This is a genomic window from Clostridium sp. AF12-41, assembly GCF_003461685.1.
Taxonomy (GTDB): domain Bacteria; phylum Bacillota; class Clostridia; order Lachnospirales; family Lachnospiraceae; genus Otoolea; species Otoolea fessa.
In genome coordinates this window covers 1-17,214 of the sequence record NZ_QTXO01000004.1, presented here as the reverse complement: position 1 = coordinate 17,214, position 17,214 = coordinate 1, and the positions used below count along the sequence as shown (strand labels likewise).

Below are 17,214 nucleotides of genomic sequence, written 5' to 3'. Positions count from 1 at the left end.
TTCCTGCTGCCACCACGTTTTCTTACGACACTTTCGGTTCCAAAAGTGCCTACCTGTAAACAGTAACATAGCGTAGCCGTAATCAAGAACAAATTTCACTCTGACATTGCAGCCCATCTTGCTTTTATGTTATCCTTATTGGAATGACAACAAATAACCCATTTTCACCCCAAAGAGGTTCCCTAAATGAAACGGACATTATCATACACCATTACAAATAAAAACAAGGCCGACACCATCGGCGCCTTCCTGCGCGATGCCGGATATTCCCGCCGCATCCTCATCGAGCTCAAACAGAACCCTGAGCAGATCTGCCTGAATGGGACTCCATCCTGGCTGAACACACCGCTTCAGAGCGGAGACACCCTGACACTCTTTCTCCCGGACGAACCCATTTCCTCAGATATTCTTCCGGTCAATCTTCCGATCGATATAGTATATGAAGACGAAGATCTCATAATACTCAACAAAGCCGCCGGAATGCCTGTCCACCCATCCCAGGGACACCATGAAAATACGCTGGCAAACGCCCTCGCGTACCGTTTTGCCTCGCGGGGCGAACATTTCGTGTTCCGTGCCGTGAACCGCTTAGACCGCGACACCACCGGTCTTCTGCTGATCGCCAAACATAAAATAAGCGGCGCATTTCTCTCCGCCATGACTGCAAAAAAAGAGATACGCCGCGAATATCTCGCGATTGTTGCCGGTAAACCAGAAAAATCCGGCACCATCGATCTGCCGATCGCCCGAAAAGATAGTTCCACCATCGAACGCTGCATCGATATGAATCATGGGGAACACGCCGTCACCCATTACCGGTGTCTCGATTACCGGGACGATCTCGGCTGCTCCCTCGTCCGGCTTCGCCTGGAAACGGGGCGCACCCACCAGATCCGGGTCCACATGAAAGCCATCGGGCACCCGCTTTTAGGGGATTTTCTATACAACCCGGATTACCGCTTCATCGAACGGCAGGCGCTTCACTCCTATACGGTGGCATTCCGGCATCCGATCACAGGGGAAGCAATGGAGTTTACGGCTCCGATGCCGGAGGATTTTTCCTTCTTCTATTAATACTGCTTCCGCAGTCCCTTCGGATAATGGTTTTTCAGCGTCCCGCCGCTCTTCTTGCCCCATCCGAGCGAATACCCGTCCACACTCACAAGGCACCAGCCTTTTCCGGCGTCTTCCTCAGAAAGCTGGATCGTCTCGCCGCGCAGGTATGCCGCCGTCTCTGGCGCGTCGGCAGACAGGTTCACGTTCTGTTTTACCTCCGATGGATGCAGGGCAAGTGCCAGCGCGTGGGACGGCTCAAAACGATTTTTCTTAAATTCTCCCATCTGAAGCCCCGGGCGAAGCACCCGCAGCCCCTTAAAATCGACCATCTCCTCCGGCGTCCGGTAAAGCTGATCGCCAAACATCGTCATCGTACTGTCCGCTGTCCATTTCTTCGGCTCAATAAATATCTCTTTGCAGAAATCCTCATAGACTGCCAGAAGCTTCTTGTCCTTCATCGAAGCCGGATATTTACGCTTCACGCTCTCCGGCTCGCCCGTTTTTCGAAGAAGTGCCGCATAATGGCCTTCTCCCTCGGTCCGGTGCGGCCAGATACGGACCGTTTTCTCGATTCCATCCGTCACACCCGCCCCCCAGGCTGGAACGCCGTGCGAAAGTCCCGGATAGTCCGGCGTTTCCTCTAGCGCAAACTCTGGATGTGCCTCTAAGAAACGTCCGATCGCCTGCTCGTCCTCCTCCGGCGCAAAAGTACAGGTGGAGTACACCAGCCGTCCGCCCGGTTTCAGCATCATCGCCGCATTTTCAAGAATCTCCTGCTGCCGCCCAGCACAGCGACGCACATTCTCCGGGCTCCATTCCGTGACCGCCGTCTCATCCTTGCGGAACATTCCCTCGCCGGAACACGGTGCATCCACGATGATCCCATCAAAAAATGCCGGAAAATACTTCGTCAGCCGCCCGGAATCTTCATTTGTCACAACCGCATTCCGGATTCCCATGCGCTCGATATTCTGCGAGAGAATCTTTGCACGCGCCGGATGGATCTCATTGCTCACCAGAAGTCCTTCTCCGCTCAGTCTCGCCGCCGCCTGCGTCGATTTTCCGCCCGGTGCCGCACAGAGATCCAGAATCATTTCCCCCGGCTGCGGGTTTAAAAGCGAAGCCGCAATCATCGCGCTCGGCTCCTGAATATAGTAAACGCCCGCATCGTGGTACGGATGACGCCCCGGACGATCCTCCTCCCCATAAGCGAATCCCTCCGCCGCCCACGCAACCGGATTCAGAGAAAATGGAGCCGTCTTAGCAAATTCCGCCGGATCCGTTTTCAGTCCGTTCACGCGCAGTCCCTGTGAGCGCTCCTTGTCGTAACTGGCGATAAACGCATCGTACTCCCTGCCGAGCATCTGTTTCATTCGTTCAGTAAATGCTGCTGGTAAATTTATCATAGTTTTGTATTATCCTTCTTAATCAAACATATAATTCATCTTTTCTAAATAATAATACTATTACATAAACAGCAATTCCGTCAACTATTTCTGCCTCTTCTTTCCAGTATCTTTTCCGCCCCATTTTCCCACACTATCCTCATGATTCGATGGATATTTACGTTCGTTCTCCTCCCTTTTTTTAGTTTCTCACTCACACGCGGAAGCAATCTGTTTTCTTCCAATTTTTCCAGTATCAGCATCGCACTGCACCGACGCGGCGAATTTTTTCTCTGGTGCCTGCTCTGCGGCGGCTTTTTCTACTCCCAACTCTCCCTGTACCGCCCCCGCCAGGCAAAATGCTGCCTGCTTCTCCTCACTGCCGCTGCCCTGCTGCCCTATACCCCGGAGCACCTCCCAGTCTGTGCTATCCTTCACACGCTTCTGGCGCTGGCGGCTGCGCTGTTATTTCTTTATAATCTGTTTTATTTAAGCTTGCAGCTCTATTTTTCGTCCCCAGCTCCTGTCCATTATTCCCAAAGAACCTCCAATACTGCCTTTTTCAGCAAATTGACTCACTCTCTGGATTCTCCTGCTACCCGTGGGCGTCTCTGCCTTCTGCTCCTCTGGATTTCATCCGTTTTCTGTCTGGACAGCTGGATTTTATCGGGAATCATCAACAGCGCCATGGAGATTTGCCTGACCTTAACCGCTGGAGTACTGTTCTGGCTGTTTTTTCCTTCATTCCGCCCTGCACTGAATCATCCGCATTCCCTTTTATGATTTTAAAACATCCCCATATCAAAATATCCACAGATCAGTGAACCGTCCGTGAGACCTGGCGCGTGATTCTGGTCAGCGAAGCTGACATATTCCATACAGAATCACTGTGCATCCTCGCGGAGCGTATTTTGTTTCATAGGACACATTTTTCTATGAAATAAAAAGCCAGTTCTATATCTCTCTTAATACACCAAAGATATAAAAACTGACTTTTTACCATTCTTAGATTTTTATACCTGCTCCCTCATTTTAAGCAGATATGGTATGTAAACTTCCCGTCATACAGAGCCGGAAACTTCACCGAACGCCCACCTTAGTACACAATCTTGTACTCGCTGGAACCTTCTCCATTTACCACATAGTAAACGGCACGCTCTTCCGGTTTAACATACAGGGTCAGAGTCTCAATCTCGTCCTCTTTATGTCCCAGAGCTGCATATGCTTTCTTTGCTTCTGCCTCCAGCTTCTCGATAGAAATCTCCGCACCTGCGTACTGTACGTATGCAACTGTCTTTACTTCCTTTTTCTCAGCTGTCTTCTTTGCTGCAGTGGTTGTCTTTGTGGTTGTCTTTGTGGTTCTCTTTGCAGTTGTTTTCTTTACGGTCACGTCTGTCTCCTTTTTCTCTGCGGCTGCTGCCATCTCTTTCTTCTCTGCGAGGGCGGTCTCCTTCTTCTGTACCGGCGCTACGGCTGTTTCTTTCTTCTCTACATGTGCCAGTGCAGTTTCCTTTTTCGGAACGGATGCTACTGCCGTCTCTTTTTTCTCCACCGCTGCAACAGCTGTTTCCTTCTTTGCCACTTCCGCTACCGCTGTCTCTTTCTTTGCGACTGCTGCCACTGCCGTTTCTTTCTTCGCCACTTCAGCTACGGCTGTCTCTTTTTTCTCCACAACAGACGGAACCTTTTTCTCTTCCGTTGAAACAGATTTCTTTGCCGCTGTCTTGGCTAATGTTTTCTTTCTCTGAACCATATATCTCATCCTCCTTCTCTGCTTTCTCCGCAACGTCTTCCGGCTTGTGATTCTGTGCTCACTCACACGGCGCAGCTTTTCTGCCTGCGGCAATGCCTCATATCCGATTCATTCCCGACAGTCGAAGTAGGGACACCGCCTAATCACATCCTTGTCATTCTGCGGTATCCCCATAATTTAATTGTCTTATATTCAAGTTTCCCCAAGTTGTCTGTCCATTCAGATTATCACACAAATGGTCTTTTTCCGCCCTTGATCCACCGTCAAGCACATCCTATCCCTATTTCCATGACCTTGTCTGAACTTTAACAAATTATACGGCAATTTCCTGTTTTTGTCAACAAAACCGCTCTTCCTACCGAATCGCCAAGTACAAATTATAAAATCCAGTTACACTGACGATTCCCACCATAATCGGCGTCAGGAATCGGATGCAGAACACCCAGAGTTTTCCCAGACGGAATTTCGTACCGTCCGCCTCGATCTCCGCAAGCAGATACTCCGGTTTCCATTTCCAGCCTACATAGTAGCACATCGTGAGTCCACCGAGCGGCATCAGAATATTATCCGTTACCAGTCCGGCGAAATCAAAGACCGACTGATTCAGGATTGTGACATCACTCAGGACGCCGAAGGACAGCGCACTCGGAATGCCAAGCAGCGTGATCGCCGTACCAATCACAAGCGCCGCATGCTTGCGTTCCCAGCCCAGCGAATCAATCGCAAAAGAGGCACAGACTTCCAGAAGTGCGATCGCACTCGTAACGGCTGCGAAAAAAACCAGCGCAAAAAACAGGATTGCAAAGAAAGTTCCCCCCGCAATATTCGCAAATACCATCGGCAGTGTGCCGAAAATCAGTCCCGGTCCCTGTCCCGGCTCCAGACCGAAGGCAAATACTGCCGGAAAGATCGCGATACCCGCGAGAACCGCAATCACGGTGTCCAGACCACCGACGATCATACAGCTTTTTGGAATATTTTCCTTTCCACTCAGATAGCTTCCGTAGGTGATCGTGATACCCATACAGAGACTCAGGGAATAAAACACCTGTCCCAGTGCCGCGCTGACAGAAGAAAGCGTGAACGCCGAAAAATCCGGCTGGAAGATAAATAACAGTCCTTTCGAAGCTCCCGGAAGCGTCACGCTTCTGAAAATGATGACAAATAACAGAACCAGAAGCATCGGCATCATCAATTTGCTCGCTTTCTCAATGCCATTGATGCCAAAATAGCAGACAGCTATAGTCGCTGCCATAAATACAATATGCCAGATCACCGGCTCGCTGCTGCCGATAAAGGCGTTAAAATCCGGCGCTGCCGCCGTCGTCACATAGCTGGCAATATACTTTAAAATCCAGCCGCCGATGACGCTGTAATAACTCAAAATAATAAACGCCGCCAGTACGCCGAATATACCGACAATCCGTGCGTGCGGATGAATGTCCGCATATGCCTGCACCGGATCATGCCGCGTCTTCCGTCCCAGGGACATTTCCGTGATCATAACCGGCAGTCCGAGAACGACGATAAAAAACAGATACGCAACCAGAAATGGAAATCCACCGTTCTTTCCCATCAGATATGGAAATTTCCACAGATTTCCCAATCCAATCGCCGCCCCAGCCGTCGCCATAATAAAGCCCAGCTTACTCGCCCATTGTTTGTTTTTACTCATGTGTAGCCCTCTTAGTATTCTTTCATTTCATATTTGATATAGCCTTGCGTTATAACGCAATATGGACTATTATATCGAATTTTAGGGACTATGTAAACCGTTTTTAAGTGGGAATCACGCAAAAAAGCCTGTCCCCCGACACCTTTCCCATGCCAAAAGACAGACTTTTCTCTATTTCTTAATTCAATTTATTTCCGGCAGCACACTCCCGGCATTCCAGAAAGCCACGCCGAATTTCCACTTTTTATCTTAGTCCTCGATCGTATCAATCAGGCTGTCATCATCAAAGTAATTGATCCGCATCGAAGCCTTCACATCGCGAAGTGTCTCAGCAGCCTTCGCCTCTGCTGCCTTGCTTCCCTCTTTCAAGATGTCAAATACATCCGGGATTCTCTTCTCCCATTCCTGGCGTCTCGCGCGAATCGGAGCCAGTTCAGCCTGCATGACGTTGTTTAAGAATTTCTTCACCTTCACATCGCCCAGACCACCTCTCTGGTAATGCGCTTTCAGCTCGTCCAGGTTCTGGTAATCCGGAAGGAACTCTGCAAAATACTCCGGACGGCAGAATGCATCCAGATAGATGAAGACCGGATTGCCCTCGACTTTACCCGGATCCTCGACACGCAGGTGATTTGGATCTGTAAACATGGACATGATCTTCTTCTTCACATCTGCTTCCGAATCAGAAAGGTAGATGCAGTTTCCAAGCGATTTGCTCATCTTTGCCTTTCCATCGATACCCGGCAGACGCAGACATGCCTTGTTGGACGGAAGCAGGATCTCCGGTTCCGTCAGAGTCTCGCCGTACACGCTGTTGAATTTGTGGACGATCTCCTTGCACTGCTCTAACATCGGCATCTGATCCTCTCCAACCGGAACGGTCGTCGCGCGGAATGCAGTGATATCCGCCGCCTGGCTAATCGGATAAGTAAAGAATCCAACCGGAATGCTTGCCTCAAAATTACGCATCTGAATCTCTGCTTTTACGGTAGGATTTCGCTGTACACGGGATACCGTAACCAGGTTCATATAGTAGAAAGTAAGCTCTGTCAGCTCCGGCACCATCGACTGGATAAAGATGGTGGATTTCTCCGGGTCAATTCCACAAGCCAGATAGTCCAGGGCAACCTGCAGAATATTTTTACGCACCTTTTCTGGGTGATCGGCATTGTCCGTCAGTGCCTGCGCATCGGCAATCATAATATAGATCTCGTCGAATTTGCCGGAATTCTGAAGTCTCACTCTCTCGCTCAGAGAGCCAACATAATGTCCGACATGTAAGCGCCCGGTAGGACGATCGCCGGTTAAAATAATTTTCTTCATCTATTTGTTTCCCCTTCCATTCTGGTGTTTTTTCTTTAATGGATTTTTGCGCGTGACTGTTAAGGTACTGAACAGTTACGAAAATATTATATATCCTGGCTGGCAGACTGTCAACATTCTGAGACTCCATCTTCCCCAGTAACGCCCTGTTGTTTACTGTACACGCATACGTGCCCAGTAACGGAATTTGCCGTGGCTTCGCATTTAAATACGGCAAATTCCTGCTGCCACCACGTTTTCTCACGGCACTTTCGGTTCCAAAAGTGCCTACCCGTGAACAGTAACTCTGTTACCATTCTTGTCTTGCATATATATGTTAAACACCAGAATTTCCAGTTCCGGAAATTTACTTGCTCTGCGCAAACAGCCAGTCTCTGACTACTTCTGGCTCTTACTCCTGCAGGTTTACCATCACATCCGAAACATCCACTTTCTTATCGATCAGCCCGCTCTCGCTCATCCAGTCGATGTTTTCCTGCCAGCACTCTTCGGTCTGGGTCAAAAACGGAACCTCATCGCTCTCCATGAGCGGCAGAAGTGTCTCACAGGACTTCTCCTCCACGCTCTGGGTCAGAGGGAAGTTTTCCTCATTCTGATTATTCATCAGGATTGCCAGGCAGTCATTCGGATCGTTCTTAAAGTCTTCAAAGCCCTTCTTCGATGCGCGTAAGAATCCTTCCAGAACTTCCGGCTCCTGCTGGATCATTTCGTTGTTGGCAAGGAATACTTCCTCATAATAATTCGGGATTCCATATCCAGCTGCCATGAAGTAGTTGACATCAAAGCCCTCTTCCTCCATCTGCGGAACCTCATGGTTAACAAGGCATCCGATCGTCGCATCCACATTGCCGGTCGTCATAGAACTCATCAGTTCAAATCCGACATCGATCAGGTTTACATCCGATGCATCCGCTCCCACATATTCCATCATGCTCTTGACAACCGCCTCGCTGAGTGCTGTTCCGCCGTAACCAACGGTTTTTCCAACCAGATTTTCCGGTCCTGTGATATTCTTATCCTTTAAAGAAAGAACGACACTTAACGGGGACTGCACGATCGCACCGATGGATTTGATCTTCGTTCCCTGATTGGCAACCGCTTGGATCACATCCTGCTGATAGTACATGCCGATCTCCGCCTTTCCAGCCGCTACCAGTGATAACGCATCGTTCGCATTGGCCGGAAAACGCACTTTCACATCCAGTCCTTCTTCCGCATAATAACCGCGCTCGATCGCCGTATAAATAAAGGTATGGATCGCATTCGGATACCAGTCAAGAACCACATTGATCTCCTTAAGATCCTGACTTTTTCCATCTTCCGAGGTCTGTTTCGCATCCGTGCCCTCTGCCTGAACAGCTGTCTCACTCTTTTCGCTGGCCGTTCCACATCCGCCAAGTGTCATCATTCCCATCACTGCTGCCATCACTGCGGCAGCCATTTTCATTCGTTTTTTCATCTCATATCCTTTCATTTTTACAAATTTCCGTTTATATTTCCCTATCACTTACCTGTTTTCCAGTTTTTTTTGCATATGACTTGCTGGATTCACATACCAATCTCAAAGATCTGCACTTCTTCACGAGTAGCTTTTTTGTGAATACACTTTTTTCGGTCTGCAGCACACATTTCAAAAATACAGACTTTTCAATATCCGCACACATACTTCAAAATTTCATCCTATATCACAATTTCCTACTCATTCCTCCAGAAAATCATCCGCTTTTCAAGCAGCGAGACAACCCACGTTGCCGCCATCGCCACTACCGATAGGAGCAGAATCGGTGCAAATACACCGGCTCCATCTAACTGGGTCATCATTCTCCGGCTGAAATATCCGAGTCCGCTCTGAGCACCCAGCCATTCTCCAATCGCCGCTCCGATGATCGACAGCGGTACCGCCATCTTGATCGCTGAAAAAAAGTACGGAAGCGTCGCCGGAATCTTTAATTTCAAAAAGATCTGACGCTTATCCGCGCCAAATGTAAACAAAAGTTCTTCCATTTCCGTCTTCACCGACCGGAACCCGTCAAATACCGTGATCGTGATCGGGAAAAACGTAATCAGCACCGTTACCAGCACCTTGCTCCAGATCGTGTAGCCAAACCAGAGGACAAACAGCGGTGCCAGCGCCGTCGTCGGGATCGTCTGCGAGGCGATGATCAGCGGATACAGCGCCTTTCTTGCCGTCTCACTGGCATCCATCAGCACAGCCAGTCCCACGCCCAGCACGATCGAGATCAAAAGTCCAATCGCAACTACCGACATCGTCGCCGGCAGATGTGCCGTAAATAATGGACCCCGAAGTTCCCACAGCCGTACAACCACCTGAACCGGAGACGGGAGAATATAGGCTGCATCAATCCCCATAGCCGCTGCCTGCCATGTAAACAGAAGCACCGCCACCAGAATCAGGGCTGGAAGATTCGCATTCATCCGGCTTCCCATTTTATTTGTTTTTTTCTGTTCCATCACGCCTTCTCCTTCTTAAGCATTCCGATCAGTTCTTCCTTTAAGGACAGAATCTCCGGTCTGCGAAGCTCTTCCCGGGATCGCGGATATCCCGCCGGGACCTCGATGGAGCGCAGATGTGTGATCGGTGACTGTTCCACCACGAGAATCCGGCTGGACAGAAACACCGCTTCTTCCACATCATGCGTGATGAAAACAACCGTCTTTTTCTCCTTCTCCCACTGTTCCAGAAGCCACTCCCGCATAGACAGTCTTGTCAGATAATCCAGGGCTGAAAACGGCTCATCCAAAAGCAGAAGGTCTGAACCCGTCAGAACCGTTCTCGCAAAGGCGGCTCTCTGGCGCATACCGCCGGAAAGCTCTTTCGGCGTCTTATCTCCCCAGTCTGCAAGTCCAACCGATCGAAGCGCATCATCCGCTTTTTTCTGCATCTGTTCCTTCGAATATCCGCCCTGAATCTCCATCGGAAGCATCAGATTCTCCCGCACGGTGCGCCATGGAAACAGCAGATCCTGCTGCGGCATATATCCGCAGTAATTTTTCTTCGTTTCGATCGATTCCCCATCCACCCGGATCACACCGGAAGCCGGGGTAAGAAGCTTATTTACCAGCCGGAAGATCGTACTTTTTCCACAGCCGGAAGCGCCGATGATGGACACAAACTCCCCATCCTGGACTTCAAACGACAGATGGTCAATGATCGAAAAATCCTCTACCGCATATTGGAAACGCACGTTGTCAAATGTAAGCATATTTACCGCCTCATTTCCCACGCCATATCCCAGAATGCCGCTTCATAGCGGGAGCAGGCCACAAAAATATCCACCAGATGTTTCTTTTGTTTCTCAGACAGATCCTCTGCCAGACGGTTCATCCACTCTACAAGGACTTCATTTTCCTTGTGGTAAGACTCGGAAGCGTATCCCCGGATCCACTCCCCATAAAATGGATGTTTGTCGGCATCCGGTCTGTCTGCTGCGATTTTCTTCGCAATCCATTCATAACTGAGGGCGCAGGACAATATCGCTGCTGCCGCCTCCGGCGCGCCCCCCTCATAAGCGATGCGAAGCATATAAGAAGTATAAGAAAGGTTATCCAGAGCGACCGGCGTCTGTTCCGCCTCTTCTCTGGTTATCCCCAAACGTTCCATGTAAGCACGGTGAATATCCATCTCCCCATCCAGAATCGAGTGGGTATATCCGGCAAACAGGCGCATAAATGCGAGATCCGTTGATTTTGCCGCCCCGATGGAAAACACCTTTGTGTAATCAATCAGATACAGATAATCCTGTATCATATAATATTTGAATTTATCATGATCCAGACTGCCGTCCGCAATGCCTTTTACGAACGGTTTTTCATTGTAACCAGCCCAGATCTCCTTTGTGGCTTCCAAAAGCCTCTCTGTCATTGTCATACGCGTTCCTCCGCAAATCCTTTTCCCCGGAAATCAAATCCATGATCCATCGGACCGGATCCTTTGCCGAGATCCAGCATCGCTCCCAGTGCGCCGGAAATATATGCCTTGGCACGTTCCACCGCGGTGTCGAGATCATAGCCCTTCGCCAGATTGGATGCAATCGCGCTGGACAGGGTACAGCCCGTCCCATGGGTGTTGGAATTGTGGATGCGTTTTCCGTTAAACCAACGGTATCCGCCGTCCCGGTATAAAAGATCGTTGGCATCATTTAACTGATGTCCGCCCTTGCAGAGAACCGCACAATGGTACGTTTCACTGATCCATTTTGCTGCCGTAATCATATCGTCGGCAGACTTAATTTCCATTCCTGATAAGACCTCCGCCTCCGGAATGTTCGGTGTCAGAACCGCCGCTAATGGAAAAAGCGATTCTTTCAAGGTGTCGATGGCGTCGTCGCTGATTAACTTTGCTCCGCTCGTCGCCACCATAACCGGGTCCACAACAATGTTTTCTGCCTGGTACTCACAAAGCTTCTTCGCAATCGACTTGATCAGTCCGGTTGAAGAAACCATACCGATCTTTACCGCATCCGGACGAATATCCGTAAATACGCTGTCAATCTGCTGTTCCAGAAATTCCGGGGTTACCTCAAAAATCCCCTGGACGCCGGTTGTGTTCTGGGCCGTCAGCGCCGTGATCGCACTCATTCCATATACTCCATTGGCGATCATCGTCTTTAAATCGGCCTGGATACCGGCGCCTCCGCTGCAATCACTTCCAGCGATTGTTAATGCTGTCTTCATAATTAACTCCTTTCAGGCATCAATAACTTTTATAAGGCGACACAAGGTGGTGCCCCCAATGTGCCGCCATAAAAAACTTTTTGCAAAGTTTCTTACCATTTTTTAATGAAGCTTTTTTCACAAGCTTTTTCTCATAAACTTTTTCATGCCATTTTTTTGACAAAATGACAACGTTTTCATCTTTACAGAACCTTTTTTACAGCTTCCTTCAGTTCCTCTGCTGCCTTTTCAATATCATCGGCCGCAAACAAGGCGCTGACCACTGCAATGCCATCCACACCTGTTCCTTTTAACAGTTCCAGATGTTCTTTATTCAGTCCGCCGATCGCAACAACCGGAATATCGACTGCCTGACAGATCTTGGCAAGCATCCCCGGCGTCACGGCATCGGCGTCCTTTTTGGTTCCCGTCGGATAGATGGCTCCGACTCCCAGATAATCCGCCCCATGCTTTTTCGCAAGAAGCGCCTGTTCTACATTTTTGCAGGAAACGCCGATGATCTTATCTGGTCCCAGCTTTTCCCGGACCTTTCCCGCTTCCATATCGCTCTGTCCCACATGGACGCCGTCCGCATCCACCGCCAGGGCAATCTTCACGTTGTCATTGATCACAAACGGAACCTGATACTTTCTGCAAAGTATTTTAAGCTTCTTTGCCTCCTCCAGAAACTCCGCCTCGTCAAGCTCCTTTTCTCTCAGCTGGACAAACGTCGCCCCGCCCTTCAAAGCTTTCTCAACCTGACTCTCCAGAGTTTCCCCCTTCAGCCATGCGCGGTCTGTCACCGCGTAAAGCAGCATATCTTCCGGTCTGCAGTTCATCTGCATTTCCTCCTTCTCTCGGCTGTTCTTATAAAAACAGACACTAAAGTTCTATTATCTTACTTCAAATTTTGCTCCGGCCTCCAGCGCTTCTCCGTTCATGCGATAAATAGCATCAATGATATAATTCCGGTAGGTTGCATTGCCGTCCAGTTCACTTAAACGGGCGTATGCCGTCTCCCCGGCCAGTCCCATCGCGCAGACTGCCGCAGCAGCTGCCTCAAGCGGCTGTTCCTGGTTGGCTGTCACAAAGGCCGCCGTCAGAGCCGAGAGCTGACAGCCGGTTCCTGTGATGGAAGACATCTCCGGACGACCGTTGTAAATGCAGTATGCCTTCTCCGCATCCGCCACAATGTCGATCGCACCGGTGATCGCAACGACCGCATTCATCTTTCCGGCAAATGCCTTCGCAAAAGCTGCCGCCTCGTCCAGATTTTCCTTCGTCACCCGGTCTGCCAGATCGGCATCCACGCCCTTCGTCGTCCCATTTCCAAGTGCCAGTGTCTTGATCTCCGAAATGTTCCCGCGGATCACGGTAAACCTGACTTCCTTTAAAAGCTGATTGGCGGTCTCTGTTCTGAGTTTCGACGCACCGGCGCCTACCGGGTCTAAAACTACCGGATGACCCAGCTCATTTGCCCGCTTTCCGGCAAGCAGCATGGATTCGATGGTCCGGCTGTTTAATGTGCCGATATTGATATTCAGTCCGCCGCAGATGGTCTGGATATCCGAAACTTCGTCCTTATCATCCGCCATGATCGGGGACGCGCCGCATGCGAGTACCACGTTGGCACAGTCATTGACAGTCACGTAGTTCGTGATGTTGTGGATTAACGGGCATTTTTCTCTTACATTATCAAATATTTCTTTAAACATGTGCTGGCTTCTCCTCTCTCAGTGCTTCCTGCATTCCTGCTAAAATATTGGCTTTCTTTAAACTTAAAATCAGAACCGCGCTTATGATCGCGCCTCCCGCGGTCGAGATCAAAAACGGAACCACATAGGCATAGACAGCCAGTCCCGCCGCGCTCTTTCCCATCAGGAAAACCGCCACCGGATATGCCGCAAATCCGCCCAGAATGGACGTTCCAAGCACCTCACCGATCAAAGTTGCGAACACACTCTGCGTTTTCTTGTAAACCAGTCCGCAGATCAGGGCGCCAAACATACTGCCCGGAAATGCCATCAGGCTTCCAAGTCCTAACAGATTTCGGATCAGCGCTGCCGCAAAGGCCGCTCCCAGTCCATAGCCCGGTCCCAGAAGAACGGCACACAGGATATTTACCATATGCTGTACCGGGGAACACTTGCTTCCGAACACCGGAACGGAAAATAAACTTCCTACGACGGCAACGGCACAGAATACAGCCGCAATCGCCAGTTTTTTCGTGTTTGTCTTATTCATTTTTCTTCTCCTTCTTTGAAAATTTGCAACTGTTCTGTTTCTTCGATATTCTTGAACAGTTACGAACAATTTACGTTTTCTGCATGAAATTCGGTCGATACTCTCTGGTATCCTCTCACGCCGGAACACGGCTTCCCATCGCTGCCTACAAAGCCCAGGGCGCTCCCCCTCAGCTCGCCGCACACATGCGGAATACGTTCCCCCTTTCAAAGAATTTAATTTTAAAAGAATGTGCCCTGGCACATTCCCGCGCCGAGCGCGGTCGCTTGCGACATGATTCCCTTCCGCCGCAGTGCGATCCCGCCCGGTAGGACTTTTTATATAACAGGAAATTTCAACGGATTTTCCTGTTATATGAAAAAACAGGAGATACCCCTGCGGATATCTCCTGTAAAAATTCATCTCATGACTTCCTACGACGGCATTATCCGCATCAGGTTAAAGGGTCGAAGTTCGATTACTTCCTCTCAGCCCGCTAACGAGCTCCCCTGTTTTTATCAAATTTGCAATGTTTCCATGCTGAACCATCGCCAGACTTATTATAGCGCATCTGGCGGAATTTTCAAGTATGACTTTCTGGTACACTTTTATCCCCTATCCTTTCACGATCAAGGTCAGCGTAAGCGCCCGCCAGATTCCGGTGAGTCCCATAATGCCACCCAAAAGAATCGCTAATGGGATCCTGAGACCGGTAAATGTAATGCTGAGCAGACTGCAAAGGCGCGTCTGCAATCAGCTGAGGCGTTCCATTCGTGTTATTACACAAATCCCCCAAAACCTCTACACAACTCACTACACACTTTTTTACACAATTCGCATAAGAAGATATAATAAATTGCAACAAGTTATATAAAAAAGTATCAAAAAACAGTACACAAAAAAGTGCTGAAACCCTACATAAATACTGGGTTTCAGCACTTTCTAATAAGTTATATGAAGTTACAACAAGTAGTTCGCTTACTGTGCCATCTGCTTTGCAACTTCCTCTGCAAAGTTCTCTTCCTTCTTTTCGATACCTTCACCAGTCTCGAAACGAACGAACTTCTTAACAGTGATCTTCGCGCCATTCTCTTTAGCAACCTGAGCTACATACTGAGCTACGCTCTGCTTGCCATCCTCAGCCTTAACATATACCTGATCCAGAAGACAGATCTCTTTGAGCTCTTTCTTGATACGACCCATAACCATGCCGCTGATGATCTTGTCGTTTGCGTCCGGCTTCTCGTTCTTAGCTGCTACAGTCAGGATCTCTTTCTCTTTTGCGATGTAATCTGCATCTACTTCGCTGTCGTTGGTGTACAGCGGTTTCAGAGCTGCAGCCTGCATAGCTACGTTCTTAGCCATCTCTTTGATTGCATCGTTTACAACGTCAGTTTCAACGTCTACCAGAACGCCGATCTTGCCGCCTGCATGGATGTAGGAAGCAACGAAACCGTTCTCCTCAGCTAACTGAGCAAAACGACGGATCTTCATGTTCTCGCCGATGATGGAGATCTGGGAAGACAGAGCCTCTGCAACTGTCAGGGACGGATCCTTTGCCCATTTTTCAGCCAGGAATGCGTCAATATCTGCTGCGCTTGTGTTCAGCGCCTGCTCAGCAACATCAGATACATAGTTCTGGAACTTCTCGTTCTTAGCTACGAAGTCTGTCTCTGCGTTTACTTCTACTACAACTGCCTTCTTTTCATCAGCGGTAACCTTAGTCATAACGATACCCTCTGCTGCAATACGGCCAGCTTTCTTAGTAGCGCCTGCAAGTCCTTTTTCTCTCAGGAACTCAACAGCTTTGTCCATGTCGCCATCTGTAGCTGCAAGAGCTTTCTTACAGTCCATCATACCAGCGCCTGTCATTTCACGTAACTCTTTTACCATTGCGGCTGTAACTGCCATCTTAAATCCCTCCGTGTATATAAATTCAGGTACACGTTCGTATACCCGCGCGGAGCACGCTTTTATGCGGAAAACCGCGGCGTGCTCCTGGTCTTTTGGTTTCAGTTTTTAATTTTGGGGTTAATTAAGCCTCTGTAGCCTCTGCTTCGCCCTCTGCTGCAGCTGCCTCAGCCTCGCCCTGCTTAGCTTCGATAACAGCGTCTGCCATTCTGGAAACGATCAGTTTTACGGCACGGATAGCATCATCGTTACCCGGGATTACATAATCCAGCTCTTCCGGATCACAGTTGGTATCGATGATACCGATCAGCGGAATACCCAGAGTATGAGCCTCCTGTACGCAGATTCTTTCCTTCTTCGGATCTACTACGAAGATAGCATCCGGGATCTTCTTCATATCTTTGATACCGCCCAGGTTCTTCTCCAGCTTCTCCCACTCTTTTTTCAGCTCGATAACTTCTTTCTTCGGCAGAACGTCGAAAGTTCCGTCCTCAGACATAGCCTCGATCTGTTTTAATCTAGCGATACGGCTCTGGATGGTCTTGAAGTTTGTCAGCATACCGCCTAACCATCTCTCGTTTACATAGAACATACCACATCTCTCAGCCTCGGTCTTGATAGCGTCCTGAGCCTGCTTCTTTGTACCAACGAACAGGATTGTGCCGCCGTCTGCTGCGATATCGGATACTGCCTTGTAAGCCTCATCTACTTTACCTACAGATTTCTGAAGGTCGATGATGTGGATACCATTTCTCTCGGTGTAGATGTACGGAGCCATTTTCGGGTTCCATCTTCTGGTCTGGTGTCCAAAATGTACACCTGCTTCGAGTAACTGCTTCATTGAAATAACGCTCATGTTTCTTTCCTCCAATTTTGGTTTTTCTTCCGCCGTCTTCTCATGCTTTCCGCGGGGACTCATAATGAGCACCGTCCTGCGCAAATCCGACCGGCGTGAATTTTCAGCCTTTATACTATATCACAGGCAAGGTATACATGCAAGTGGAAATTAAAAAAATCACGCATTTTCCTTCATTTTTCTTCGTTTCTTGAATTTCTTCCAGCAAGCATATACGGAATGATAATACAAAACCTTCAGTAAAAACTTTTAGCAATTCTATGTAAGTTAAAAGCGGGCTCCGAAAACCTCGGAACCCGCATAAATCCTAGAAATAAAAAGAGCGCGAGACGGGACTCGAACCCGCGGCCTCGACCTT

At 49.1% G+C, this 17,214-nt stretch carries 16 protein-coding genes and 1 riboswitch; of the genes, 1 reads left to right on the top strand and 15 read right to left on the bottom strand.

Going from position 1 to position 17,214, the window contains the following annotated elements; translation table 11 throughout:
- Nucleotides 1-186 precede the first annotated feature (186 nt).
- Complete coding sequence (locus DWV73_RS07515; RefSeq protein WP_117796333.1) at nucleotides 187-1,074, top strand: RluA family pseudouridine synthase; 888 nt, start codon at nucleotides 187-189, stop codon at nucleotides 1,072-1,074.
- Here the strand turns inward: DWV73_RS07515 and DWV73_RS07510 are convergent.
- The 15 genes from DWV73_RS07510 to rpsB all read right to left on the bottom strand — a co-directional run bounded on the left by DWV73_RS07510 (nucleotide 1,071) and on the right by rpsB (nucleotide 16,856).
- On the bottom strand, nucleotides 1,071-2,462 hold the full coding sequence (locus tag DWV73_RS07510) for an RsmF rRNA methyltransferase first C-terminal domain-containing protein (RefSeq protein WP_181986230.1): 1,392 nt from the start codon (nucleotides 2,460-2,462) through the stop codon (nucleotides 1,071-1,073). The genes DWV73_RS07515 and DWV73_RS07510 overlap by 4 nt on opposite strands.
- A 189-nt stretch (nucleotides 2,463-2,651) precedes the next feature.
- Nucleotides 2,652-2,879 carry a hypothetical protein gene (locus tag DWV73_RS07505; protein ID WP_117796332.1) on the bottom strand — a complete coding sequence of 76 codons (228 nt, stop codon included), beginning with the start codon at nucleotides 2,877-2,879 and terminating at the stop codon, nucleotides 2,652-2,654.
- Nucleotides 2,880-3,537: 658 nt separating this feature from the next.
- The gene (locus tag DWV73_RS07500; protein WP_117796331.1) at nucleotides 3,538-4,194 is read right to left on the bottom strand and encodes a DUF6465 family protein; all 657 of its coding nucleotides are present in this window, start codon (nucleotides 4,192-4,194) and stop codon (nucleotides 3,538-3,540) included.
- 355 nt (nucleotides 4,195-4,549) lie between these two features.
- Nucleotides 4,550-5,869: a sodium-dependent transporter gene (locus DWV73_RS07495; protein WP_117796330.1), complete on the bottom strand. Its 1,320-nt coding sequence runs from the start codon at nucleotides 5,867-5,869 to the stop codon at nucleotides 4,550-4,552.
- 249 nt (nucleotides 5,870-6,118) lie between these two features.
- A complete protein-coding gene (trpS, locus tag DWV73_RS07490) occupies nucleotides 6,119-7,192 on the bottom strand; it encodes a tryptophan--tRNA ligase (RefSeq protein ID WP_117796329.1) in 1,074 nt (357 codons plus the stop codon).
- A 391-nt stretch (nucleotides 7,193-7,583) separates the two neighbouring features.
- A complete protein-coding gene (locus DWV73_RS07485; RefSeq protein WP_242995770.1) occupies nucleotides 7,584-8,651 on the bottom strand; it encodes an ABC transporter substrate-binding protein in 1,068 nt (355 codons plus the stop codon).
- Nucleotides 8,652-8,887: 236 nt separating this feature from the next.
- Nucleotides 8,888-9,628: an ABC transporter permease gene (locus DWV73_RS07480; protein ID WP_117796467.1), complete on the bottom strand. Its 741-nt coding sequence runs from the start codon at nucleotides 9,626-9,628 to the stop codon at nucleotides 8,888-8,890.
- Between the two features lie 35 nt (nucleotides 9,629-9,663).
- Entirely contained in the window at nucleotides 9,664-10,416 is a 753-nt protein-coding gene (locus DWV73_RS07475) for an ABC transporter ATP-binding protein (protein ID WP_117796328.1), read from the bottom strand.
- Between the two features lie 2 nt (nucleotides 10,417-10,418).
- Nucleotides 10,419-11,081, bottom strand: a complete 663-nt coding sequence (tenA, locus tag DWV73_RS07470) for a thiaminase II (RefSeq protein WP_107000374.1) — start codon at nucleotides 11,079-11,081, stop codon at nucleotides 10,419-10,421.
- Nucleotides 11,078-11,887 (bottom strand): bifunctional hydroxymethylpyrimidine kinase/phosphomethylpyrimidine kinase, encoded by an 810-nt coding sequence (gene thiD, locus DWV73_RS07465; protein ID WP_117796327.1) that lies wholly within the window; start codon nucleotides 11,885-11,887, stop codon nucleotides 11,078-11,080. Before thiD ends, tenA begins: the two co-directional genes overlap by 4 nt.
- A 182-nt stretch (nucleotides 11,888-12,069) precedes the next feature.
- Nucleotides 12,070-12,705, bottom strand: a complete 636-nt coding sequence (gene thiE / locus DWV73_RS07460; RefSeq protein WP_117796326.1) for a thiamine phosphate synthase — start codon at nucleotides 12,703-12,705, stop codon at nucleotides 12,070-12,072.
- A gap of 54 nt (nucleotides 12,706-12,759) precedes the next feature.
- The gene (gene thiM, locus DWV73_RS07455) at nucleotides 12,760-13,581 is read right to left on the bottom strand and encodes a hydroxyethylthiazole kinase (protein ID WP_117796325.1); all 822 of its coding nucleotides are present in this window, start codon (nucleotides 13,579-13,581) and stop codon (nucleotides 12,760-12,762) included.
- A complete protein-coding gene (gene thiW, locus DWV73_RS07450; RefSeq protein WP_117796324.1) occupies nucleotides 13,574-14,110 on the bottom strand; it encodes an energy coupling factor transporter S component ThiW in 537 nt (178 codons plus the stop codon). The genes thiM and thiW overlap by 8 nt, the downstream gene beginning before the upstream one ends.
- 393 nt (nucleotides 14,111-14,503) lie before the next feature.
- Nucleotides 14,504-14,610, bottom strand: a riboswitch (TPP riboswitch).
- Nucleotides 14,611-15,067: 457 nt separating this feature from the next.
- Nucleotides 15,068-16,000 carry a translation elongation factor Ts gene (gene tsf, locus DWV73_RS07445; protein ID WP_117796323.1) on the bottom strand — a complete coding sequence of 311 codons (933 nt, stop codon included), beginning with the start codon at nucleotides 15,998-16,000 and terminating at the stop codon, nucleotides 15,068-15,070.
- 124 nt (nucleotides 16,001-16,124) lie between these two features.
- A complete protein-coding gene (gene rpsB, locus DWV73_RS07440; protein ID WP_022359217.1) occupies nucleotides 16,125-16,856 on the bottom strand; it encodes a 30S ribosomal protein S2 in 732 nt (243 codons plus the stop codon).
- Nucleotides 16,857-17,214: the final 358 nt, after the last annotated feature.